We start from the raw sequence: 20,675 nt of genomic DNA, 5'->3' as shown, positions 1-20,675 counted from the left end.
TCAAGGTACTTGTCATGGCCACTGCCGAAACCAGCAACAACGCTCCTGAAACAAACAAGGCTGAACAACCCAACAACAGCAACCCGCGCAAACGCAAAGTCATGCTGTTTGTGCTGGCGCTGATCGTCATCCTCGGCGCCCTGGGCGTGTGGGGTTGGTACGAATTGTATGGCCGCTTCAGCGAAAGCACCGACGACGCCTACGTCAATGGCAACGTGGTGGAAATCACCCCGCTGGTGACCGGCACCGTGGTGAGCATCGGCGCCGACGACGGCGACCTGGTGCATGAAGGCCAGGTGCTGATCAACTTCGACCCCAACGACGCGGCCGTCGGCCTGCAAAGTGCCCAGGCCAACCTGGCCCGCACCGTGCGCCAGGTGCGTGGTTTGTACAGCAACGTCGATGGCATGAAAGCCCAGGTGCTGGCGCAACAAGCCAACGTGCAAAAGGCCCAGGACAACTACAACCGACGCAAGAACCTCGCTGCCGGCGGGGCGATTTCCCAGGAAGAACTGTCCCACGCCCGTGACGACCTGACCTCGGCGCAAAACGCCCTGGCCAACGTGCAGCAACAGTTCAAGACCAGCAGCGCCCTGGTGGATGACACGGTGATTTCGTCCCACCCGGACGTGCAGGCTGCCGCCGCACAGTTGCGCCAGGCTTACCTGACCAACGCCCGCAGCACCCTGATCGCACCGGTGACCGGCTATGTGGCCAAGCGTACCGTGCAACTGGGCCAGCGGGTCCAGCCGGGTACTGCACTGATGGCCGTGATTCCGCTGGATCAACTGTGGATCGACGCCAACTTCAAGGAAACCCAGCTGCGCAATATGCGTATCGGCCAGCCGGTGGATATCGAATCCGACATCTACGGCAGCGACGTGAAATTCAGTGGCACCGTCGACAGCCTCGGCGCGGGCACGGGCAGCGCGTTTGCCTTGCTGCCGGCGCAGAACGCCACCGGTAACTGGATCAAGATCGTGCAACGGGTGCCGGTGCGTATCCATGTGAACGCCGATGAGTTGGCCAAGCACCCGCTGCGGGTGGGCTTGTCCACCGTGGTCAACGTCGACCTGCACGACCAGAGCGGCCCGGTACTGGCCCAGCAGGCGCCGCAGAAGGCGTCGTTCACCACCAACGTTTACGACCGCCAGTTGGCCGAAGCCGATGCGATGATCACCCAATTGATCCATGACAACAGCGTCGCCGCTCCCAAGGCTGCCCAGCGCTGATTCGCCAATCCATCAGCTGCGGCCCCGGCGGCCGTAGCGCCAATCATGTTGCACAGGATTCGCGATGAGTAACGCTAACGCCTCCTTCACGCCGCCCAGCTTGCTGATGGCCACCATCGGCCTGTCCCTGGCGACCTTCATGCAGGTGCTCGACACCACCATCGCCAACGTGGCATTGCCGACGATTTCCGGCAACCTCGGCGTGAGTTCGGAGCAGGGCACCTGGGTCATCACCTCGTTTGCCGTGAGCAACGCCATCGCGCTGCCGCTCACCGGTTGGCTGAGCCGTCGCTTCGGCGAGGTGAAGCTGTTTCTGTGGGCCACCATCCTGTTTGTGCTGGCCTCGTTTCTCTGCGGTATTTCCACCTCGATGCCCGAGCTGATCGGCTTTCGGGTATTGCAAGGCCTGGTTGCCGGCCCGTTGTACCCGATGACCCAGACGCTGCTCATCGCGGTCTATCCCCCCGCCAGGCGTGGCATGGCCCTGGCGTTGCTGGCGATGGTCACGGTGGTGGCGCCGATTGCCGGGCCGATCCTCGGCGGCTGGATTACCGACAGCTACAGCTGGCCGTGGATCTTCTTTATCAACGTACCCATCGGCATCTTTGCCGTGATGGTGGTGCGCTCGCAACTGAAGAAACGCCCGGTGGTCACCAGCTACCAACCGATGGACTACGTCGGCTTGCTGAGCCTGATCGTCGGCGTCGGCGCCTTGCAGATCATCCTCGACAAGGGCAACGACCTGGACTGGTTCGAGTCGAACTTCATCATCATCGGCGCGGTGATCTCGGCTGTCGCCCTGGCGGTGTTCGTGATCTGGGAAATGACCGACGAGCACCCGGTGGTCAACCTGCGGCTGTTCGCCTATCGCAACTTTCGCATCGGCACGATTGTGTTGGTACTCGGGTACGCGGGTTTCTTCGGGATCAACCTGATCCTGCCGCAATGGCTGCAAACCCAGATGGGCTACACCGCCACCTGGGCGGGCCTGGCGGTGGCGCCGATCGGGATTCTGCCGGTGTTGATGTCGCCGTTCGTGGGCAAATATGCGCACAAGTTCGACCTGCGCCTGCTGGCCGGGCTGGCGTTCCTGGCGATTGGCTTGAGTTGCTTCATGCGCGCCGGGTTTACCAATGAAGTGGACTTCACGCACATCGCCCTGGTGCAGTTGTTCATGGGGATCGGCGTAGCGCTGTTCTTCATGCCGACCTTGAGCATCCTGATGTCCGACCTGCCGCCGGCGCAAATCGCCGACGGCGCTGGCCTGGCGACCTTCCTGCGGACCCTGGGCGGCAGCTTTGCGGCCTCGTTGACCACCTGGATCTGGATTCGCCGGGCGGACCAGCACCATGCCTACATGAGCGAAAACATGACCACCTACGACTCGGCCACCCGGGACGCCTTGCAGGCGCTCGGCGGGGCAGGGCACAAGGCGTATGCGCAGTTGGACCAGATACTGACGAGCCAGGCGTACATGATGTCCACCGTGGATTACTTCACGTTGCTGGGCTGGATGTTCATGGCGTTGATCGTGATTGTATGGCTGGCGAAACCGCCGTTTGCAGCGAAGGCGGGGCCGGAGGCTTCTGGCCACTAAGCCTCAATCCATGATCATTCCCACGCTCCGCGTGGGAATGCCGCTTTGATGATCGTTCCCACGCTCTGCGTGGGAACGCCGCTCTGGACGCTCTGCGTCCGCTTTTGAAGGTCGTGACGCAGAGCGTCACAGGATGCATTCCCGCGCAGAGCGTGGGAACGATCTGGGTCAAGCGCCGGGCAGTGCCAACTGCGGATTGACGAAGTCAAACGCCGCCAGTTGAAACCCTTGCTCATCCACCTGCAACGCCCACCCTTGCTTGTCCCAATCCCCCAGCACAATGCGCTTGGCCGCTTGCTCGCCAATCTGCAACTTGTGAATCGCCGGGCGGTGGGTGTGGCCATGCACCAACGTACGCACGCCGAACTGCTGCATCACCCTCGGCACTTCCTCGGGCGTTACATCGACAATGTCGTTGGTCTTCATCCGCGTCTGCGCGCGGCTTTCACTGCGCAGCTTGCGCGCCAGCTTGTGCCGCGTGCGCAAGGGCAGGTGGCGCAGGATGAACAGCGTGATGGGGTTACGCAGGATGCGCCGCAGCTTCATATAGCCAAGGTCGCGGGTACACAGGCTGTCGCCGTGCATCAACAGCACGGGCTCGCCTGCGAGTTGCACCACACTCGGGTCCTTGAGCAAGGTTGCGCCTGCGGCTTTGCAGAACGCCTTGCCGATCAGGAAATCCCGGTTGCCATGCATGATGAAAATCTGGGTGCCGCTGTCGCTCAGCTCGCGCAGAGCCTGGCAAATCGAACGCTGGAAGGGCGTCATCCCATCGTCGCCAATCCAGGCTTCAAAGAAGTCCCCCAGAATGTACAACGCTTGGGCAGAACGGGCGCGGCCGTGCAGTAAATCCAGAAACGCCCGGGTTATGTCCGGGCGCTCCTCTTCCAGATGCAAATCTGAAATCAGCAATATCACTCAACGATCTCGGCTTTCTCGACGATAACGTCTTCTACCGGAACGTCCTGGTGACCTGCCTTGCCGGTGGTTTGCACACCCTTGATCTTGTCGACAACGTCCTGGCCTTCGGTGACTTTACCGAATACCGCGTAGCCCCAGCCCTGCACGTTCTTGCCGCTGTGGTTCAGGAAGGTGTTGTCGGCGACGTTGATGAAGAACTGCGCGGAGGCCGAATGCGGCTCCATGGTACGGGCCATGGCGACGGTGTACTTGTCGTTGGAAAGGCCGTTGTCCGCTTCGTTCTGGATGCTTGGACGCTTGTCTTTCTTTTCTTTCATGCCAGGCTCGAAACCGCCGCCCTGGACCATGAAGTTGCCGATGACACGGTGGAAAACAGTGTTTTCGTAGTGGCCGGCTTTAACGTACTCGATGAAGTTGGCGACGGTGATCGGCGCTTTCTCGGCGTTCAGCTCGATGACGATGTCACCGTGGTTGGTGGTCAGTTTGACTTGAGTCATGTTCACTACTCTTTCAAGGAATTCGTGGGTTTGGGCGTTTTGCGCCTTACCTGCTTGGCAAAAACGGCAGCCAAGGCGCGCAGTTTAGCGTGACCTGCGGGAATTTCGAGGTGGTTTTTTACCGCCCATGCAATAAATGCAGCAGTTTTTGGCCACGCTCTGTCAGGGCCTTGACAGCATCGGCTATGATAAGCCCTTTGTTTGTCGGCCTCACCCGGCCAAGTACTTCGTCTGTTCAAGGATCCTATGAGCAAGCCCACTGTCGACCCTACCTCGAATTCCAAGGCCGGACCTGCCGTCCCGGTCAATTTCCTGCGCCCGATCATCCAGGCGGACCTGGATTCGGGCAAGCACACGCAGATCGTCACCCGCTTCCCGCCTGAGCCCAACGGTTACCTGCACATCGGCCACGCCAAGTCGATCTGTGTGAACTTCGGCCTGGCCCAGGAGTTCGGTGGCGTCACGCACCTGCGTTTCGACGACACCAACCCGGCCAAGGAAGACCAGGAATACATCGACGCCATCGAGAGCGACATCAAGTGGCTGGGCTTCGAATGGTCCGGTGAAGTGCGCTATGCCTCCAAGTATTTCGACCAGTTGTTCGACTGGGCCGTCGAGTTGATCAAGGCCGGCAAGGCCTACGTAGACGACCTGACCCCGGAGCAAGCCAAGGAATACCGTGGCACCCTGACCGAGCCGGGCAAGAACAGCCCGTTCCGCGACCGTTCGGTGGAAGAGAACCTGGACTGGTTCAACCGCATGCGCGCCGGTGAGTTCCCGGACGGCGCCCGTGTACTGCGTGCCAAGATCGACATGGCCTCGCCGAACATGAACCTGCGCGACCCGATCATGTACCGCATCCGCCACGCCCATCACCACCAGACCGGTGACAAGTGGTGCATCTACCCGAACTACGACTTCACCCACGGTCAGTCGGACGCCATCGAAGGCATCACCCACTCCATCTGCACCCTGGAGTTCGAAAGCCACCGTCCTCTGTACGAATGGTTCCTCGACAGCCTGCCGGTACCGGCGCACCCGCGTCAGTACGAGTTCAGCCGCCTGAACCTGAACTACACCATCACCAGCAAGCGCAAGCTCAAGCAACTGGTCGATGAAAAGCACGTGTTTGGCTGGGACGACCCGCGCATGTCGACGCTGTCGGGCTTCCGCCGCCGTGGATACACCCCGGCATCGATCCGCAATTTCTGCGAGATGGTCGGCACCAACCGCTCCGACGGCGTGGTCGACTACGGCATGCTCGAATTCAGCATCCGTCAGGACCTCGACGCGAACGCCCCGCGCGCCATGTGCGTGCTGCGTCCGTTGAAGGTGGTGATCACCAACTACCCGGAAGGCCAGGTCGAAAACCTCGAACTGCCACGTCATCCGCAGAAAGAAGAACTCGGCGTGCGCAAGCTGCCGTTCGCCCGTGAAATCTACATCGACCGCGATGACTTCATGGAAGAGCCGCCAAAAGGCTACAAGCGGCTGGAGCCGAACGGCGAAGTGCGCCTGCGCGGCAGCTACGTGATCCGTGCCGACGAAGCGATCAAGGACGCCGATGGCAACATCGTCGAACTGCGTTGCTCCTACGACCCGGACACCCTGGGCAAGAACCCGGAAGGCCGCAAGGTCAAAGGTGTGGTGCACTGGGTGCCGGCGGCGGCCAGCGTCGAGTGCGAAGTGCGCCTGTACGATCGCCTGTTCCGCTCGCCGAATCCCGAGAAGGCCGAAGACAGTGCCAGTTTCCTGGACAACATCAACCCTGACTCGCTGCAAGTTCTCACGGGTTGTCGTGCCGAGCCATCGCTTGGCGACGCACAGCCGGAAGACCGTTTCCAGTTCGAGCGCGAAGGTTACTTCTGCGCGGATATCAAGGACTCGAAACCCGGTGCTCCGGTATTCAACCGTACCGTGACCTTGCGTGATTCGTGGGGCCAGTGATTCTGTTTTAAGGAACTGTCGTGCTAACGATCTACAACACACTCAGCAAGACCAAAGAAGTCTTCAAGCCGCTGGATGGCAACAAGGTGCGCATGTACGTGTGCGGCATGACCGTGTACGACTACTGCCACATCGGCCACGGCCGCAGCATGGTTGCCTTCGACCTGGTGACCCGCTGGTTGCGTTTCAGCGGTTATGACCTGACGTATGTGCGCAACATCACCGACATCGACGACAAGATCATCAATCGCGCCAACGAAAACGGCGAGTCGTTCGACGCGCTGACCGAGCGCATGATTGCTGCGATGCACGAGGACGAGGCACGCCTCAACATCCTCAAGCCGGACATGGAACCGCGCGCCACGGACCATATCCCGGGCATGCACGCGATGATCCAGACCCTGATCGACAAGGGTTACGCCTACGCCCCGGGCAATGGCGACGTGTACTACCGCGTCGCCAAGTTCATGGGCTACGGCAAGCTGTCGCGCAAGAAAATCGAAGACCTGCGCATCGGTGCGCGGATCGAAGTCGACGAAGCCAAGCAAGACCCGCTGGACTTCGTCCTGTGGAAAGGCACCAAGCCCGGCGAGCCGAGCTGGGAGTCGCCATGGGGCGCCGGGCGCCCGGGCTGGCACATCGAATGCTCGGTGATGTCCACCTGCTGCCTGGGCGAGACCTTCGACATTCATGGCGGCGGCAGCGACCTTGAGTTCCCGCACCACGAAAACGAAATCGCCCAGAGCGAAGCGGCCACCGGCAAGACCTACGCCAACGCGTGGATGCACTGCGGCATGATTCGCATCAATGGCGAGAAGATGTCCAAGTCCTTGAACAACTTCTTCACCATTCGCGACGTGCTGGAAAAGTATCACCCGGAAGTGGTGCGCTACCTGTTGGTGTCGAGCCATTACCGCAGCGCGATCAACTATTCGGAAGACAACCTCAAGGATGCCAAGGGCGCCCTGGAGCGTTTCTACCACGCGTTGAAAGGCCTGCCCTCCGTGGCGCCTGCGGGCGGCGAAGCGTTTGTTGCGCGGTTCACCGAAGTGATGAACGACGACTTCGGTACGCCTGAAGCCTGCGCGGTGCTGTTTGAAATGGTGCGCGAGATCAACCGCCTGCGCGAGAGCGATCTCGACGCAGCGGCGGGGCTTGCCGCACGTTTGAAAGAGCTGGCGAGCGTGCTGGGCGTATTGCAGATGGAAGCCGATGACTTCCTGCAGGCGGGCGCTGAAGGGCGTGTGGATGCCGCTGAAGTTGATGCGCTGATCCAGGCACGTTTGACTGCCCGGGCCAACAAGGACTGGGCGGAGTCTGACCGTATCCGTGACCAACTGACCGCGATGGGTGTGGTGTTGGAAGACGGGAAGGGCGGGACGACGTGGCGGTTGGCTGATCAGGCTTGATTGGTGATTGCTGAATGAAAAACGCCCCGACTGGTTCGGGGCGTTTTTTTTGGCCTGTCTATCCGTTATTCGGGTATTGGCGGCTATGGCGACCGCGCTTGCAGCGGACCACGGGCCGGACGCCTGTGCGGGGACATAGTTGACACATTCAAGGACAGATCAGGCCGGTTCAGGATCAAGCGCATAGCTGCTTAATGTGGGAGCTGGCTTGCCTGCGATACAGACACCTCGATTTAACCCAATTACTCAATGAGCATCAGCGCTTGCCACCGACCTCATACCGGCTTTGAACAAACCCATTATCCGACGCATACGTGCCGATATGCCGAAGCTCATGCTCGCCACCCAACTGGCTGAACAAGGGGATCCCCTGGCCCAGCACAACCGGAATACGCGTGATGATCATCTCGTCGATCAAACCCGCCTCAAGAAACGCCTGAATCGTCTGGCCTCCGTCGATATACAGGTGTTTCATCCCGCGCTCGGCCAACGCTGCCACGAGGCTGGTGACATCCTGGCTCACCACCTCAACCTTGCCCTTCAAAGCTGCAGGTAGCTCAACCGATTGGTGAGAGAGTGCTATGACCGGCGTGCCCTCATAGGGCCACTCCGGAAAGGACAACACTTTTTCCAGGGTCTTGCGGCCCATCACTAGCGCATCCACGGTGGCGATGAAGTGTTCATAGGTCACGCCGTTCAATTCGGCGCCTTCGTACTCAGGGCGATGAAGCCACTCGATATCACCGTCTGGCCGGGCAATAAAGCCGTCGACGCTGGCTGCGATAAAGACCGAACATTTGCTATCCATGGGGCGTGAAACTCCTTTTCCGTGTGCTTGAAAATATCGACTGTCATGGGTCGGCAACGCTAATGTTAATTTAATCTTGCGATGCAATAAGCGAGCATTGCCAAAAATCACCGTGGGTACCCGGCGCAGGCCGGTGTGCCTTTTCGTATTGCGAGGATCTATGCGCCGTTGGTTAATCCGCTACCGTTACGCGATCATTTTCTGGCTGTGCTTCGGGGTTTTCCGCACCTCCCTGGCTGACTGGAATCCCATCCCGTCCGGTTCCATGCGCCCGACGTTACTTGAGGGCGATGTGGTGCTGGTCAACCGCGTCGCGTACGACCTCAAATTGCCCCTCACCGATATTTCCCTGGCGAGACTGGATAACCCCCAGCGCGGAGATGTCGTCACGTTCTCTTCGCCCAAGGACGGCACGCGCTTGATCAAACGCATTGTCGGTATCCCCGGCGATACCCTGGAAATGCGCGACGAGGTGTTGTGGGTCAACGGTACGCCGGCCACCTACAGTAATGGGCAGGACATCAGCGAGCCCATCGCGCCTGGCCAAACAGTTCCGGGGATCAAGGTGACGGAGCGTGCGAACAGCAGCCAGCGCACGGTGCAGTTCATGCTGACAGTACGGGCGCTGCGCAATTTCGGCCCGGTGGTGGTGCCTGCCGACAGTTACTTCATGCTGGGCGACAATCGCGATAACAGCGATGACTCCCGTTATATCGGGTTCGTGCCGCGTCGGCTGTTGATCGGGCATGCGCACCATATCCTGGCGTCAGCGCAGATCCTGGACCATTGGATGCCACGATTGGGTCGATTTGGCGCGCCGATCCTGTAGTGGGCTGATCACGCGTTTGCGCTGAGCGCCCGCAGTGCAAAACCCGCAATGCGCTCCAGCTGCTCAGTGGTGGCGCCGCCCTTGCTGGCGACTTTCATGCCGCTGAGGGTGGCCATCAGAAAATCACACGCGCCCGAGCGATCGGTGCCGACGGTCAATTCGCCTTGTTCCTGCGCACGCTCCAGCGTCTGTTCGAATGCATTGCGCAAGCGTTCGGCGCTGTGGGCGGTGAGTTGATTGATCTCATCATCTTCCAGGCCGAACTCGCAGATGGCATTGACGCCCATGCAACCCGCCGTTCCTTCCCGCAGGGCGCGGGTGGCGAAGGATTGCAGGGTGTCGTGCAGTGCCTGCAGCGGGGTCGGGCCCTGGTTCAGGCGCTCGATCAAGTCGTCGACGCCGGTGCGCTGATACTCGGCCATCGCCAGCAGGTACAACTGACGTTTGTCGCCAAAGGTGTTGTACATGCTCTGGCGGCTCAGTCCCATGGCCTGCATCAGTTCTTCAGTCGAGGCCGCGGCAAAACCCTTGTCGCAGAAAACCCGGATGGCCTCGCGCAGCACCTGGTCGCGGTCGAATGCTCTGGGTCTTGCCATGGTTACCTCGGGGGAAATTGCAGGTGAAGGCTCAGGCCAGGTAGCCGCCATCGATGGTCATGCTTGTGCCGGTGACAAATGCCGCTTCTTCGGACGCGAGATAAGCAACCATGCCGGCAACATCGTCGGCGGTACCTACGCGGCCCAAGGGGATCAGGCTTTTGATCATGTCCGCATGGGGCCCGTCTGCCGGGTTCATGTCGGTGCTGGTGGGGCCCGGCTGCACGTTGTTGACGGTGATGCCGCGCGGCGCGAAATCAATCGCCAGGCCGCGAATCATACCGGCGATCGCCGACTTCGTCATGCTATAGACGCTGGAGCCCGGGAAGCCCGAACGTTGGGCGACCACGCTGCCGACGGTGATTATTCGGTCACCCGCGTGCATCACCGCCGAGCTGGCCTTGGCCGCCGCAAACGTGGCCCGCACATTGACCGCAAACATTCGGTCGAAGTCTTCCAGGCTGAAGGTGTCGACGGTGCCCATCAGCAGGATCCCGGCGTTGTTGACCAGGATATTCAAGGCGCCGAAATGCTCGACAGTGGCCGCGACCGCCCGATCTATTGCCGCCACATCGGCGCTGTCGGCCTGAATCGCCAAGGCTTTTCCGCCCTTGCTTTCGATCAGGCCAACCAGCGCTTGCGCCTTGTCGGCAGAGGAGGAATAGGTAAACGCGACCGCTGCACCTTCAGCTGCAAGCCGGCGGACAATCGCTTCGCCGATACCGCGGGAACCGCCGGTGACCAGGGCGACTTTGTGGTTGATGCGAGGGGTGTGAGCTGTCATGGGGGAGGCCTGAAGTTTAGTGGATTAAATAATCCACTAAACCGTACCAGCCTGGAAATACTTAGCCAAGCTGTTTTTGGATTAATTAATCTTTAACTGCCGGATGTGCTCTCGAATCCTTCATCAGACGCCGGTCATTTCAGGTCGCTGTAGGTCAACCTGAACTCCGACAGCGCCGGGTGCTCGGTTTTCCACTGGCGGCCATACGCCTTGGCTGTTTCCATTTCTTCGGCAGTCAGCGCGCTGGCCAGTTGTTGCAGGTAGCCTGCGGCATCGGCGTGCCGTGGGTTTTGCCGGGTACTGTCCATGACCAGCCAGTAGAGCCCATAGGCGTGGATTTTGTTCTCGGGGTAGTGATAGCGGTTGGTGCCACTTTCATCGATATCGAACCCGCCGAGCGCACCGGCATAGGTCATGACGCCATCAAGGTCATTCAGCGCCAGCCGTTTTTCCAGGTGTATGCGCTGGTACGAGAGGTTGCGGTAGTAGGTCTGCATGTTGGCCAGCCACTTCATCGCTGGCGGGAAGCCCTTGAAGGCCGCATACCTGAGCATGGAGTCGCGGTTGTCACTGGCCTCCGGGTTTTTGTCGTACAACAGCGCCGCAATGTAATAGGCCTCGGCGCAGCCGGCATCACCTGCCTTTCTCAGCCACGAGCGATCTTTGGTCAGTTCATACAGCTGCAGCATCGCTGCGCCGTCGCCAGCATCGGCACCTGCCTGGGCGAGGGCCTTGGCCTTGGCCAGGTTGGTTTCGCCACCCAGGCGCATCAGGGCGTACACATGATCCTGGGCAGCGGCCAGGCGGTACCACGCCTGGGCCTCGGGGTCGACACTGCCGACCCGGCGCCGGATGGCTTCGCCCAGGGCGTATTGGGACGGCGCATCGCCGGCCGAGGCAGAGATGGTCAAATGGGTTTCGCACTCTTCGAATTCACCGAGTTGATACAACTCGAGGCCCCGCTGTTTGGCTGCCTGTTGCTGGCTCGTCAAATGTGAAATCAGCGCGTTCAGCGAGTTGAGCAAATCAAACAGCGTGGTCAGTGCATCGGAATGGGTATACATGATCATTACCTGTATCGGGATACGTTGTCCGATAAAGGTAGGTGGGGCGGTGGGGCCCCAGGTGACAGATAGTTATCGGCAGGAGCGCTGCCTTTCCCGCGCTCTGGGCAACCCCTCAAGCGCTACGGCTGCCACGTATTGCCTGGTCCAGAAACAACGCCGCATTCGCCACGGCCTGCATGCCTTCGGGCAAGATTGCCGCAAACAAATGCCAGACATGAAACATCCCGGGCCAAACCTCCAGCGACACGCGTACCCGGTTTTCCCCCAGGTGGGTGGCCAGGCGCATGGCGTCGCTGAGCATGACTTCGTTTTCGCCGATCTGCACCAGAATGGGCGGCAATCCCCGGACGTCCGCGAACACCGGCGATGCATCGGGATCATTCGGCAGCGCGCCATTGAGAAACGCTTTTGCAAGCAGCGTCAGCCCCAGTCGTGAGGCTTGCGGGTCGAGGCCGTCACGGTTGTCGATGGAGGCGCCGGTGTGTTCCAGGTTGGCCCACGGCGACAAGGCGGCGCCCCCGGCGGGCAGTGGCAGGCCTGCGTTGCGGGCCTTGACCATCACCGACACCACCATTGCGCCGCCGGCCGAATCGCCCGAGAACACGATGGACCTGGGGTCATTGCCCTGGTCGAGCAGCCAGCGATAAGCCTGCAACGTGTCATCAATAGGTACGGGGAACGGATGCTCGGGCGCCAGGCGGTAGTCGGGCAGGTAGACTTTTGCACCCAGCAGTTTTGCGAAGTGGCCGGCAAGGCCCAGGTAGCCCCGCGGGCTGCCGCCGACATAACCACCGCCGTGGATGTAAAGCAGCACCCGGTCACCCTCAAACCCATCCGGCACGACCATCATGCCCGGTAAGCCACCCATATCGACGTCACAAAAGCTGACACCGGCGGGAATCGGATGGGAACAAAGCACCTGCTCATAAGCCTTGCGCTGCTCATTGAGGGTGAGGGTGGTTTCCTGGCCCGTGAGAAATGGGCCGAAGTCAGCGGCGCAGGCAACCCACGCGTCGAGATGGGCCTGGACAAGGGGAGTGAATGCCATGGGGGAGAACCTCATAAAGTGATCCCGATACCGGGATTAGCGATTGAGGTTCTATTTTAAGGATTCTATTGGAGAACGAATTTCACCACTGCGGCGCCTGTGGGGATCAGCTGCCGCTGTCAGTGCGACGGCTACTGACTTCAGCCGGCACATCATCCCCGGCCATGCGCTTGCGGAACAACGCGGTGCGTGCCAGCAGCAATGTGGTCACCGGCACTGTGATCGACAGCAGGATCGGGATCAACCAACCGTGCAACACCGGCCCGGACTTGAGCACCGAAAAGTAGATGATCGAGGCCAGCGCCACACACCAGGCGCCCAAGGTCGAGGCCAACGCCGGCGGGTGCATGCGCTGGAAGAAGTCTTTCATCCGCAACAACCCAATCGCCCCAATCAGCGCAAACAGGCTGCTAAGCACCAACAATACCGCGACGATCACTTCAACCCACAGCGGCAACACATCGACATTGATCATTCGATCACCTCCCCACGCAGCAGGAATTTCGCCAGGGCAAACGACCCCACAAAGCCAAACAGCGCAATCAACAGCGCCGCTTCAAAATACGTGTCACTGGCATACCGAATACCCAGCACCAGCATCATCAGCATGGCCAGGATGTACAGGTAATCCAGCGCCAGCACCCGGTCCTGGGCCGACGGGCCTTTGAACAGGCGCACCAGGGTCAGCACCATGGCCAGGGAGAACAGGAACAGGCTGAACAGGATCGCATTGGAGAGCAGGGCGCTCATTCGAAGATCTCCATCAGGGGCCGTTCGTAGGCGTGTTTGAAGTGCTCGATAAACTGCGCTTCGTCATCCAGGTCGAACACGTGGATCAGCAGGACGCTGCGGTCCAGGGCCAGTTCCGACCATACGGTGCCCGGCGTCACGCTGGTGATCATCGCCAGCACGGCCAGGCCGTTGGCATCCCGCAGGTCCAGGGGGATCTTGATAAAGCGCGAACGCGGTGGGCGCGAGCCGCAGGTCAGGATGCCCCAGGCCACGGCGAGGTTGGAGATGATCACGTCACGCCCCACCAGGAAGAACAACCGGATGATCACCCCCGGGCGGCGGATGCGGATCGGCAGCGGGCGCAACGGCGCCATCATCAGCGGTGCGGCAAAGCCGAGGATTGCCCCCAGCAGCAGGTTGCCGGGGCTGACGGACAGGTTCAGCACCAGCCACAACAACCACAATGCCAATGACAGCCACGGGGCAGGGAACAGGCGCTTCATGGCTGCACCTCCAGGGCGGCGGCCTTGGCTTCAGGGCTCGGCACCGGACGCGTCGCCATGACCGCCATCACATAGTGTTCCGGGTTGTTCAGGCTCTCGGCGGCCGCCTGGGTATAGCGCATCAGCGGCTCGGCCTTGAACGTCAGGGCGATGCTCAGGCCCAGCAGGAAGAAAATCGGCACGCATTCGAAGCGGCGCAGCAGCGGCGATGGACGTTCTTCCGGGGTCCAGAAACGCTGGATGCCGAGGCGGGCGAAGGCGATCAGCGAAGCCAGGCCGGAGAAGATCAGCAGTGCCACCAGGCCCCAGGCGGCCGGACGCACCGGTTCGTCGATGGCATTGCCCAGGCCCATCGGGTTGATCAAGGCGCTGAGCAGGCTGAGCTTGCCGATAAACCCGGACAGCGGCGGCATGCCGATGATCAGCAGGGCGCAGGCGATAAAACTCAGGCCGAGGAACGCCACCGTCCAGGGAATCACCTGGCCGACCACGGCTTTCTGTTCATCGTCGAGGTTGGTGCCGGGCGGTGGATGCAGGGATTCCATGGCCTTGGGCAGGGCTTCGATTTCGTCGTCCAGGGGCATGTCGTTGGCCGAGCGCGAACGCTCGATCAATTCGGCCAGCAGGAACAGCGCACTCAGCGCCAGGGTGGAGCTGACCAGATAAAACAGCGCCCCGGCGGTCAGGCTTGGCTGGGCAAAACCCACCGCCGACAGCAGGATCCCGGCGGACACCAGGATGCTCAGGCTGGCCATGCGTTCCAGGCGTTGCGCCGCGATCATCGCCAGCGCCGCGCAGACGATGGTTGCCATGCCGCCGTAGATCAGCCAGTCGCCGCCAAACAGTGCCGAGGCACACGCCTGGCCGGAGAACAGCAGGTTCCACAGACGCAGCACGGTGTACACGCCGACCTTGGTCATGATCGCAAACATCGCCGCCACTGGCGCACTGGCCGAGGAGTAGGCAGGCGCCAGCCAGAAGTTCAGCGGCCACATTCCGGCCTTGGCCAGGAAGGCGACGGCGAGGATGCCCGCACCGGCATGCAGCAGGCCGCGATCGGCTTCCGGCACCAGGGGGATTTTCAGTGCCAGGTCGGCAAAGTTCAGGGTACCGGTGACGCCATAGATCAGCGCCGCGCCAATCAGGAACAAGGTCGAGGCCAGCAGGTTGATCGAGATGTAATGCAGCCCCGCCGACACCCGCGCCCGGCCGGAACCGTGGAGCATCAGGCCGTAGGACGCCGCCAGCAGCACTTCGAAAAACACGAACAGGTTGAACAGGTCGGCGGTCAGAAAGGCGCCATACAGGCCCATCAGCTGAATCTGGAACAGCGCATGGAAACTGGTGCCGGCCCGATCCCAACGGGCCATGGCGAACAGCAGGGCGCTGACGCCAATGATCCCGGTGAGCACCAGCATCATCGCCGAGAGTTGGTCCACCACCAGCACGATGCCGAACGGCACCTGCCAGTTGCCCGGCAGGTACACACCGATGGAGCCGGGGCCGCCTTTCTGGGTCCAGTACAGCAACAGCACGGCGATGCCCAGGCCCACCATGCTGGAGAACAGGTTGATCCGCGCCTTGAGCGGGCGGTGCTTCTCGCCGAGCATCAGCATCAGCGCGGCGGTCAGCAACGGCAGCAGGATCGGCGCGATGATCAGTTGATTCATCCAGGTCATTCCTTGGGCTCCCGGCCGTCCACATGGTCAGTGCCGGTCAGGCCCCGGGATGCCAGCAGCACCACCAGGAACAGTGCGGTCATGGCGAAGCTGATCACGATTGCCGTCAGCACCAGGGCCTGGGGCAGCGGATCGGTGTAGTTGAGCAAGTCTTGCGGCACGCCATCCTTGATGATCGGCTCCTTGCCGATAAACAGGCTGCCCATGCTGAAGATGAACAGGTTGACCCCGTAGGAGAGCAGGCACAGGCCCATCACCACCTGGAACGTCCGTGGCCGCAGGATCAGCCAGACGCCGGAGGCCGCCAGGACCCCAATGGCAATTGCGATGACTTCTTCCATCAGGCGGCTCCTCCTGGGCTGGCAACGGCTTTCGCCTGGTTACTGGGTTTATGGGCGCGCACCGATTGGTGGCCGAGGGCGGTGAGCATCAGCAAGGTCGAGCCGACCACCATGGCGTACACACCGACGTCGAAGAACAGCGCGCTGGCGACGTGGATGTCCCCCAGCACCGGCAGGCTGAAGTGCCAGGTGTGCGTGGTGAGGAACGGGTAGCCGGCGAGCAGTGCGCCCAGCCCGGTCAGGGTTGCCGACAACAAGCCAAAGCCCATCCAGCGCATCGGCCGCAGGCTCATCTGTGCCTCGACCCACTGGGTACCGGCGACCATGTATTGCAGGATGAACGCGACGGACATCACCAGGCCGGCGACAAACCCGCCGCCCGGTTGGTTGTGCCCACGCATGAACAGGTAGAACGAGACAACCAGCGCAATCGGCAGCAGCAGGCGCACCAGCACCGCCGGCACCATCATGAAGCCCAGGGCGGTGTCGCTGGCCTGGCGCGGGTTGATCAGGTCTGTGGCCACGTCGGGTGCCAGTTGGCGCTGTTGCGCGGGCAATTCCATGCTTTCCTTCGACGGGCGGAAGCGGCGCAGCAGGGCGTAGACGGTCAGCGCCACGGCGCCGAGCACGGTGATTTCACCGAGAGTGTCGAAGCCCCGGAAGTCCACCAGCATCACGTTCACCACATTGCTGCCACCGCCTTCTGGCAGGGCACGGCTGAGGTAGAAGGAGGAGATGTCGTTGGGCGTCTGGCGGGTCAGCATCGCGTAGGAGAGCAGCGCCATGCCGCCACCGACCACGGTGGACAGCAGGAAGTCCCGCAGGCGGCGGATGCGTGCCTTGCGCAGCGAGCTGGGCAGTGGGGAAACTTCTTCGATCCGCCGTGGCAGCCATCGCAGGCCCAGCAGGATCAGCACGGTGGTGACCACTTCCACCACCAGTTGCGTCAGCGCCAGGTCTGGCGCCGAGAACCAGACGAAGGTCACGCAGGTCACCATCCCGCACACGCTGACCATGGTCAGGGCTGCCAGCCGGTGGTACTTGGCTTGCCAGGCGGCGCCCAGGGCGCAGGCGATTGCCAGCAGCCACAGGGTGACGAACACGATGGAGCCCGGGATCTTCGGCCGGTCGCCCCAACTGATGCCGCTGTAGAGCATCGGGATCAACCCGGCGATCACCGCCGCCAGCACCAGCAGGAACAGCTGGGTTTGCAGGCGTTTGGTGCTGATGCGTTTTTCGATCTTGCGCACCCCGCGCATCATCACCACCAGGCAGCGCTCGAAGCCGCGCTTGCCATTGAAGTAGCTGATGATCGGCGGGTATTTGAAGCGGCCCAACTTGAGTTGCTTGCGCAGCAGCAGATAGAGCACCACGCCGCCGGACATCGCCACCAGGCTCATGATCATCGGCGCGTTCCAGCCGTGCCAGATGGCGAGGCTGTATTCCGGCAGTTCGCCGCCGACCACCGGCAGGGCCGCTGCGGCGAGGATCGAACCGACCACCTGGGCCGGGAAAATCCCCACCAGCAGGCAGGTAAACACCAGCAACTCCACCGGCGCACGCATCCAGCGTGGTGGCTCGTGCGGGGTGTGAGGCAAGTTGGTGGCTTTAGGGCCGAAGAACACATCCACGGTAAAGCGCAGGGCATAGGCCACGCTGAAGGTACCGGCGATAGTCGCGATGACCGGCAGGGCGATTTCCACCCAGGCGGTGGCGGAGATGAACACGGTCTCGGCGAAGAACATTTCCTTGGACAGGAAACCGTTGAGCAGCGGCACGCCGGCCATGGACGCACTGGCGACCATCGCCAGGGTGGCGGTAAACGGAATCAGCTTGAACAGGCCGCTGAGCTTGCGGATGTCACGGGTGCCGCTTTCGTGGTCGATGATCCCCGCCGCCATGAACAGCGACGCCTTGAAAGTGGCGTGGTTAAGGATATGGAATACGGCGGCGACAGCGGCCAGCGGGCTGTTGAGGCCCAGCAGCAAGGTGATCAGCCCGAGGTGGCTGATGGTGGAGTAGGCCAGCAGGCCTTTGAGATCGTTCTGGAACATGGCGCAATAAGCGCCGAGCAGCAGGGTAATGGCACCGGCACCGCCGACAATCCAGAACCACTCTTCGCTGCCGGACAGCGACGGCCACAGGCGGGCCAGCAGGAACACGCCGGCCTTCACCATCGTTGCCGAGTGCAGGTAGGCCGACACCGGCGTCGGTGCAGCCATGGCGTGGGGCAGCCAGAAGTGGAAGGGGAATTGCGCGCTTTTGCTCAGGGCGCCGATCAGCACCAGGGCGAGCATGATCGGGTACAACGAATGGGCACGGATCTGATCACCGGCAGCCAGGACCTGGTCCAGGTCGTAGCTGCCGACGATATGCCCGAGCAGCATCACCCCCGCCAGCAGGCACAAACCGCCCGCGCCGGTGACCATCAGCGCCATATAGGCGCCACGCCGGGCATCGGCGCGGTGGTGCCAGTAGCCGATCAGCAGGAACGAGAACAGGCTGGTGAGCTCCCAGAAAAACACGATCTGGATCAGGTTGCCGGAGATCACCAGGCCGAGCATCGCACCCATGAAGGCCAGGAAAAACGCGAAGAAGCGCGGCACCGGGTCTTCCGGCGACATGTAATACCGGGCGTACAGCGACACCAGGGTCCCGATGCCCAGCACCAGCATCGAGAACAACCAGGCAAAACCGTCCATGCGCAATACGAAGTTCAGCCCGAGGCTGGGCAACCACATGAATTCTTCACGTATCACGCCACCATGGGCGATCTGGGGGTAGAGCAGGGCGACTTGAACCGTCCCGACCAGGGCCACAAGGCCGGCCAGCAGGGACTCTGTGTTGCGTGCGTTGTGCGGCAGCAAGGCCGCCAGACAGCTGCCGATAAAAGGCAGAAGCAGTAGAACTATCAGGGACATAGGCTTCTAATCTGCGGGAGTTTGGGATGCATCATACGTGCCGGAATCTTGATCACCAAACGGCAAGATGTGGCAGGATCCTACAAGGTAGGCTGAAAAAGGCTGTTTGGCATTGTTTCAGTGCCCGTATCCAGGACAGGTATGCTGTTCAAAGGTTTTTTTCAGCCTGTTGCATAAGGACGTGTGATGACCCAGCGATTGCTCCACCTTGACCATGTCGCCTGCAGCCTGCCGGATGGACGCAGCCTGTTCGACAACCTGAACCATGCCTTCAGCGCCCGGGCGACCGGCCTCGTGGGGGCCAACGGGACTGGCAAGTCCTTGCTGGGCGCAATGCTCGCGGGCACCCTGCAGCCCACCCGCGGGCATGTGCGCCGCGAGGGCAGTGTGTACGCGGTGACGCAACTGCTGGAGCCCGAACACTATCCCAGCGTGGCGGCGTTGGCGGGTGTCGACCAAGTGCTGGCGGCGTTGGCGCGCATCGCCGAGGGCAGCGTGGACGAACACGACCATGCACTGGCCGTTGATCAATGGGATTGCGCGCCTCGACTGGCGGCGGCCCTGGAGCAAATCGGCCTGGGGCACTTGACTGCCGACTCGCCAACCGCGGCCCTCAGTGGCGGCGAACGCCAGCGCGTTGCTTTGCTGGGCGCCTGGTTGTCGAGGGCAGACTGGTTGATCCTCGATGAGCCCAGCAACCACCTGGACATTGATCAGCAGCACAAGCTTGCCCAGCAGATTGATCGGTGGCCCGGCGGCCTGGTGCTGATCAGCCATGATCGCGGGCTGCTGGAGCACATGGACGAGATTGTCGAACTGTCGCCCAAGGGCTTGGCGGTGTACGGCGGTAACTACAGCCACTACGCGGCGACACGGGAGCAAGAGCAGCAGGCGTTCCAGTCGGCGTTGCAGGGGGAGCGCGCGCACGCCAAACGTGAGCAGCGTGAAGCGGTTATCCAGATGGAGCGTCAGCAGCGCCGCAATGCCCGGGGCGACCGCCAGGCCCGGGATGGCAACCAGACCAAACTGATCACCAACGCCCAGAAAGAGCGCAGTGAAAACAGCCAGGGCAAGTTGCGCCTCAACCAGCAGCTGGCGCGTGAGCAGCAACAGCAACGGATCGCCGAGGCGCGTGCGCGGTGTGCGCCCGAGATCCAGCGCATGATGCTGTCGCCGGAAAGCGTGGTGCCCCAGGGCAAGCTGGTGCTGCAGTTGAACGACGTGGTGTTGCCGTTTGGCAGCCCGGCGCCGATCAATCTCACCCTGACCGGCCCGACGCGCATGGCGATCCTGGGAGCCAATGGCAGTGGCAAGTCGACCCTGCTGCGGGTGATTGCCGGCCAGTTGCCGGTGGCTGCCGGTGAGTTGGCGCGCAGTTGCCATATCGGCTGGCTGGACCAACACGCCGGGCTGGAGCACCCCGAGCGCACGGCGGTGCAATGGCTTTACGAAAGTAATCCGCTACTGGCGCAAAGCGAAGCGCGTACACGGCTGGCGCAAATGGGCATTGATGCTGACCGCGCGATGCTCGACACCTGCCAACTGAGCGGCGGCGAGCGTCTGAAAATTGCCCTGGCCGCACAGCTCTACGCCGAGCATCCGCCGCAATTGTTGTTGCTGGACGAACCCGACAACCATCTGGATTTGCCCAGCCGGATTGCCCTGGAGCAAATGCTCAATCAGTACCAGGGCGCGCTGATCGTGGTGTCCCATGACGAGGCGTTCCTGCAGGCCATTAACCTGGACGGTGAGTTGCGCCTCTGA

General features: G+C 61.7%; 19 protein-coding genes. 6 read left to right on the top strand and 13 right to left on the bottom strand.

Annotated features, from left to right (window positions below; genetic code table 11):
- The first annotated feature begins 14 nt into the window (after positions 1-14).
- Together HX873_RS10555 and HX873_RS10550 are read left to right on the top strand one after the other, a co-directional pair.
- Entirely contained in the window at positions 15-1,232 is a 1,218-nt protein-coding gene (locus HX873_RS10555) for an efflux RND transporter periplasmic adaptor subunit (RefSeq protein ID WP_087694799.1), read from the top strand.
- A 64-nt stretch (positions 1,233-1,296) separates the two neighbouring features.
- Complete coding sequence (locus tag HX873_RS10550) at positions 1,297-2,829, top strand: DHA2 family efflux MFS transporter permease subunit (protein ID WP_003211786.1); 1,533 nt, start codon at positions 1,297-1,299, stop codon at positions 2,827-2,829.
- Positions 2,830-2,997: 168 nt separating this feature from the next.
- On the opposite strand, the gene lpxH is transcribed toward HX873_RS10550, so the two are convergent.
- Together lpxH and HX873_RS10540 are read right to left on the bottom strand one after the other, a co-directional pair.
- Positions 2,998-3,747 (bottom strand): UDP-2,3-diacylglucosamine diphosphatase, encoded by a 750-nt coding sequence (gene lpxH / locus HX873_RS10545; RefSeq protein WP_003211785.1) that lies wholly within the window; start codon positions 3,745-3,747, stop codon positions 2,998-3,000.
- Positions 3,744-4,247, bottom strand: a complete 504-nt coding sequence (locus HX873_RS10540) for a peptidylprolyl isomerase (RefSeq protein ID WP_003211783.1) — start codon at positions 4,245-4,247, stop codon at positions 3,744-3,746. The genes lpxH and HX873_RS10540 overlap by 4 nt, the downstream gene beginning before the upstream one ends.
- A gap of 246 nt (positions 4,248-4,493) precedes the next feature.
- Here HX873_RS10540 and HX873_RS10535 point away from each other — a divergent pair, with 246 nt between their 5' ends.
- Together HX873_RS10535 and cysS are read left to right on the top strand one after the other, a co-directional pair.
- On the top strand, positions 4,494-6,194 hold the full coding sequence (locus HX873_RS10535; RefSeq protein ID WP_008432425.1) for a glutamine--tRNA ligase/YqeY domain fusion protein: 1,701 nt from the start codon (positions 4,494-4,496) through the stop codon (positions 6,192-6,194).
- 20 nt (positions 6,195-6,214) lie between these two features.
- Complete coding sequence (cysS, locus tag HX873_RS10530; protein WP_008432427.1) at positions 6,215-7,603, top strand: cysteine--tRNA ligase; 1,389 nt, start codon at positions 6,215-6,217, stop codon at positions 7,601-7,603.
- Between the two features lie 256 nt (positions 7,604-7,859).
- Here cysS and HX873_RS10525 read toward each other — a convergent pair whose 3' ends face one another.
- The gene (locus tag HX873_RS10525; protein ID WP_177054857.1) at positions 7,860-8,411 is read right to left on the bottom strand and encodes a dihydrofolate reductase family protein; all 552 of its coding nucleotides are present in this window, start codon (positions 8,409-8,411) and stop codon (positions 7,860-7,862) included.
- Positions 8,412-8,571: 160 nt separating this feature from the next.
- Between HX873_RS10525 and lepB the strand changes: the two genes are divergently transcribed.
- Complete coding sequence (gene lepB / locus HX873_RS10520; RefSeq protein WP_177122653.1) at positions 8,572-9,240, top strand: signal peptidase I; 669 nt, start codon at positions 8,572-8,574, stop codon at positions 9,238-9,240.
- Between the two features lie 8 nt (positions 9,241-9,248).
- Here lepB and HX873_RS10515 read toward each other — a convergent pair whose 3' ends face one another.
- The 10 genes from HX873_RS10515 to HX873_RS10470 all read right to left on the bottom strand — a co-directional run bounded on the left by HX873_RS10515 (position 9,249) and on the right by HX873_RS10470 (position 18,911).
- Positions 9,249-9,836 (bottom strand): TetR/AcrR family transcriptional regulator, encoded by a 588-nt coding sequence (locus tag HX873_RS10515; RefSeq protein ID WP_023658972.1) that lies wholly within the window; start codon positions 9,834-9,836, stop codon positions 9,249-9,251.
- Between the two features lie 31 nt (positions 9,837-9,867).
- Complete coding sequence (locus tag HX873_RS10510) at positions 9,868-10,620, bottom strand: 3-oxoacyl-ACP reductase family protein (RefSeq protein WP_177122652.1); 753 nt, start codon at positions 10,618-10,620, stop codon at positions 9,868-9,870.
- A 134-nt stretch (positions 10,621-10,754) separates the two neighbouring features.
- Entirely contained in the window at positions 10,755-11,684 is a 930-nt protein-coding gene (locus HX873_RS10505; RefSeq protein ID WP_177023298.1) for a sel1 repeat family protein, read from the bottom strand.
- 115 nt (positions 11,685-11,799) lie between these two features.
- Complete coding sequence (locus HX873_RS10500) at positions 11,800-12,735, bottom strand: alpha/beta hydrolase (RefSeq protein WP_177122651.1); 936 nt, start codon at positions 12,733-12,735, stop codon at positions 11,800-11,802.
- 106 nt (positions 12,736-12,841) lie between these two features.
- On the bottom strand, positions 12,842-13,210 hold the full coding sequence (locus HX873_RS10495; RefSeq protein WP_003211753.1) for a Na+/H+ antiporter subunit G: 369 nt from the start codon (positions 13,208-13,210) through the stop codon (positions 12,842-12,844).
- Positions 13,207-13,485: a K+/H+ antiporter subunit F gene (locus HX873_RS10490; RefSeq protein ID WP_003211751.1), complete on the bottom strand. Its 279-nt coding sequence runs from the start codon at positions 13,483-13,485 to the stop codon at positions 13,207-13,209. The genes HX873_RS10495 and HX873_RS10490 overlap by 4 nt, the downstream gene beginning before the upstream one ends.
- Positions 13,482-13,970 carry a Na+/H+ antiporter subunit E gene (locus HX873_RS10485; protein ID WP_003211750.1) on the bottom strand — a complete coding sequence of 163 codons (489 nt, stop codon included), beginning with the start codon at positions 13,968-13,970 and terminating at the stop codon, positions 13,482-13,484. The genes HX873_RS10490 and HX873_RS10485 overlap by 4 nt, the downstream gene beginning before the upstream one ends.
- On the bottom strand, positions 13,967-15,649 hold the full coding sequence (locus HX873_RS10480; RefSeq protein WP_177122650.1) for a monovalent cation/H+ antiporter subunit D: 1,683 nt from the start codon (positions 15,647-15,649) through the stop codon (positions 13,967-13,969). The genes HX873_RS10485 and HX873_RS10480 overlap by 4 nt, the downstream gene beginning before the upstream one ends.
- Positions 15,646-15,990, bottom strand: a complete 345-nt coding sequence (locus HX873_RS10475) for a Na+/H+ antiporter subunit C (protein WP_003192163.1) — start codon at positions 15,988-15,990, stop codon at positions 15,646-15,648. Before HX873_RS10475 ends, HX873_RS10480 begins: the two co-directional genes overlap by 4 nt.
- Positions 15,990-18,911 carry a monovalent cation/H+ antiporter subunit A gene (locus HX873_RS10470; RefSeq protein WP_003211746.1) on the bottom strand — a complete coding sequence of 974 codons (2,922 nt, stop codon included), beginning with the start codon at positions 18,909-18,911 and terminating at the stop codon, positions 15,990-15,992. Before HX873_RS10470 ends, HX873_RS10475 begins: the two co-directional genes overlap by 1 nt.
- A 186-nt stretch (positions 18,912-19,097) precedes the next feature.
- Here HX873_RS10470 and HX873_RS10465 point away from each other — a divergent pair, with 186 nt between their 5' ends.
- Positions 19,098-20,675, top strand: coding sequence for an ABC-F family ATP-binding cassette domain-containing protein (locus tag HX873_RS10465; protein WP_177122649.1), 1,578 nt, complete (start codon positions 19,098-19,100; stop codon positions 20,673-20,675).

Origin of the sequence: Pseudomonas sp. P7758 (assembly GCF_013386485.1) — a bacterium.
GTDB lineage: Bacteria > Pseudomonadota > Gammaproteobacteria > Pseudomonadales > Pseudomonadaceae > Aquipseudomonas.
This window is presented reverse-complemented; position numbering and strand designations above follow the sequence as displayed.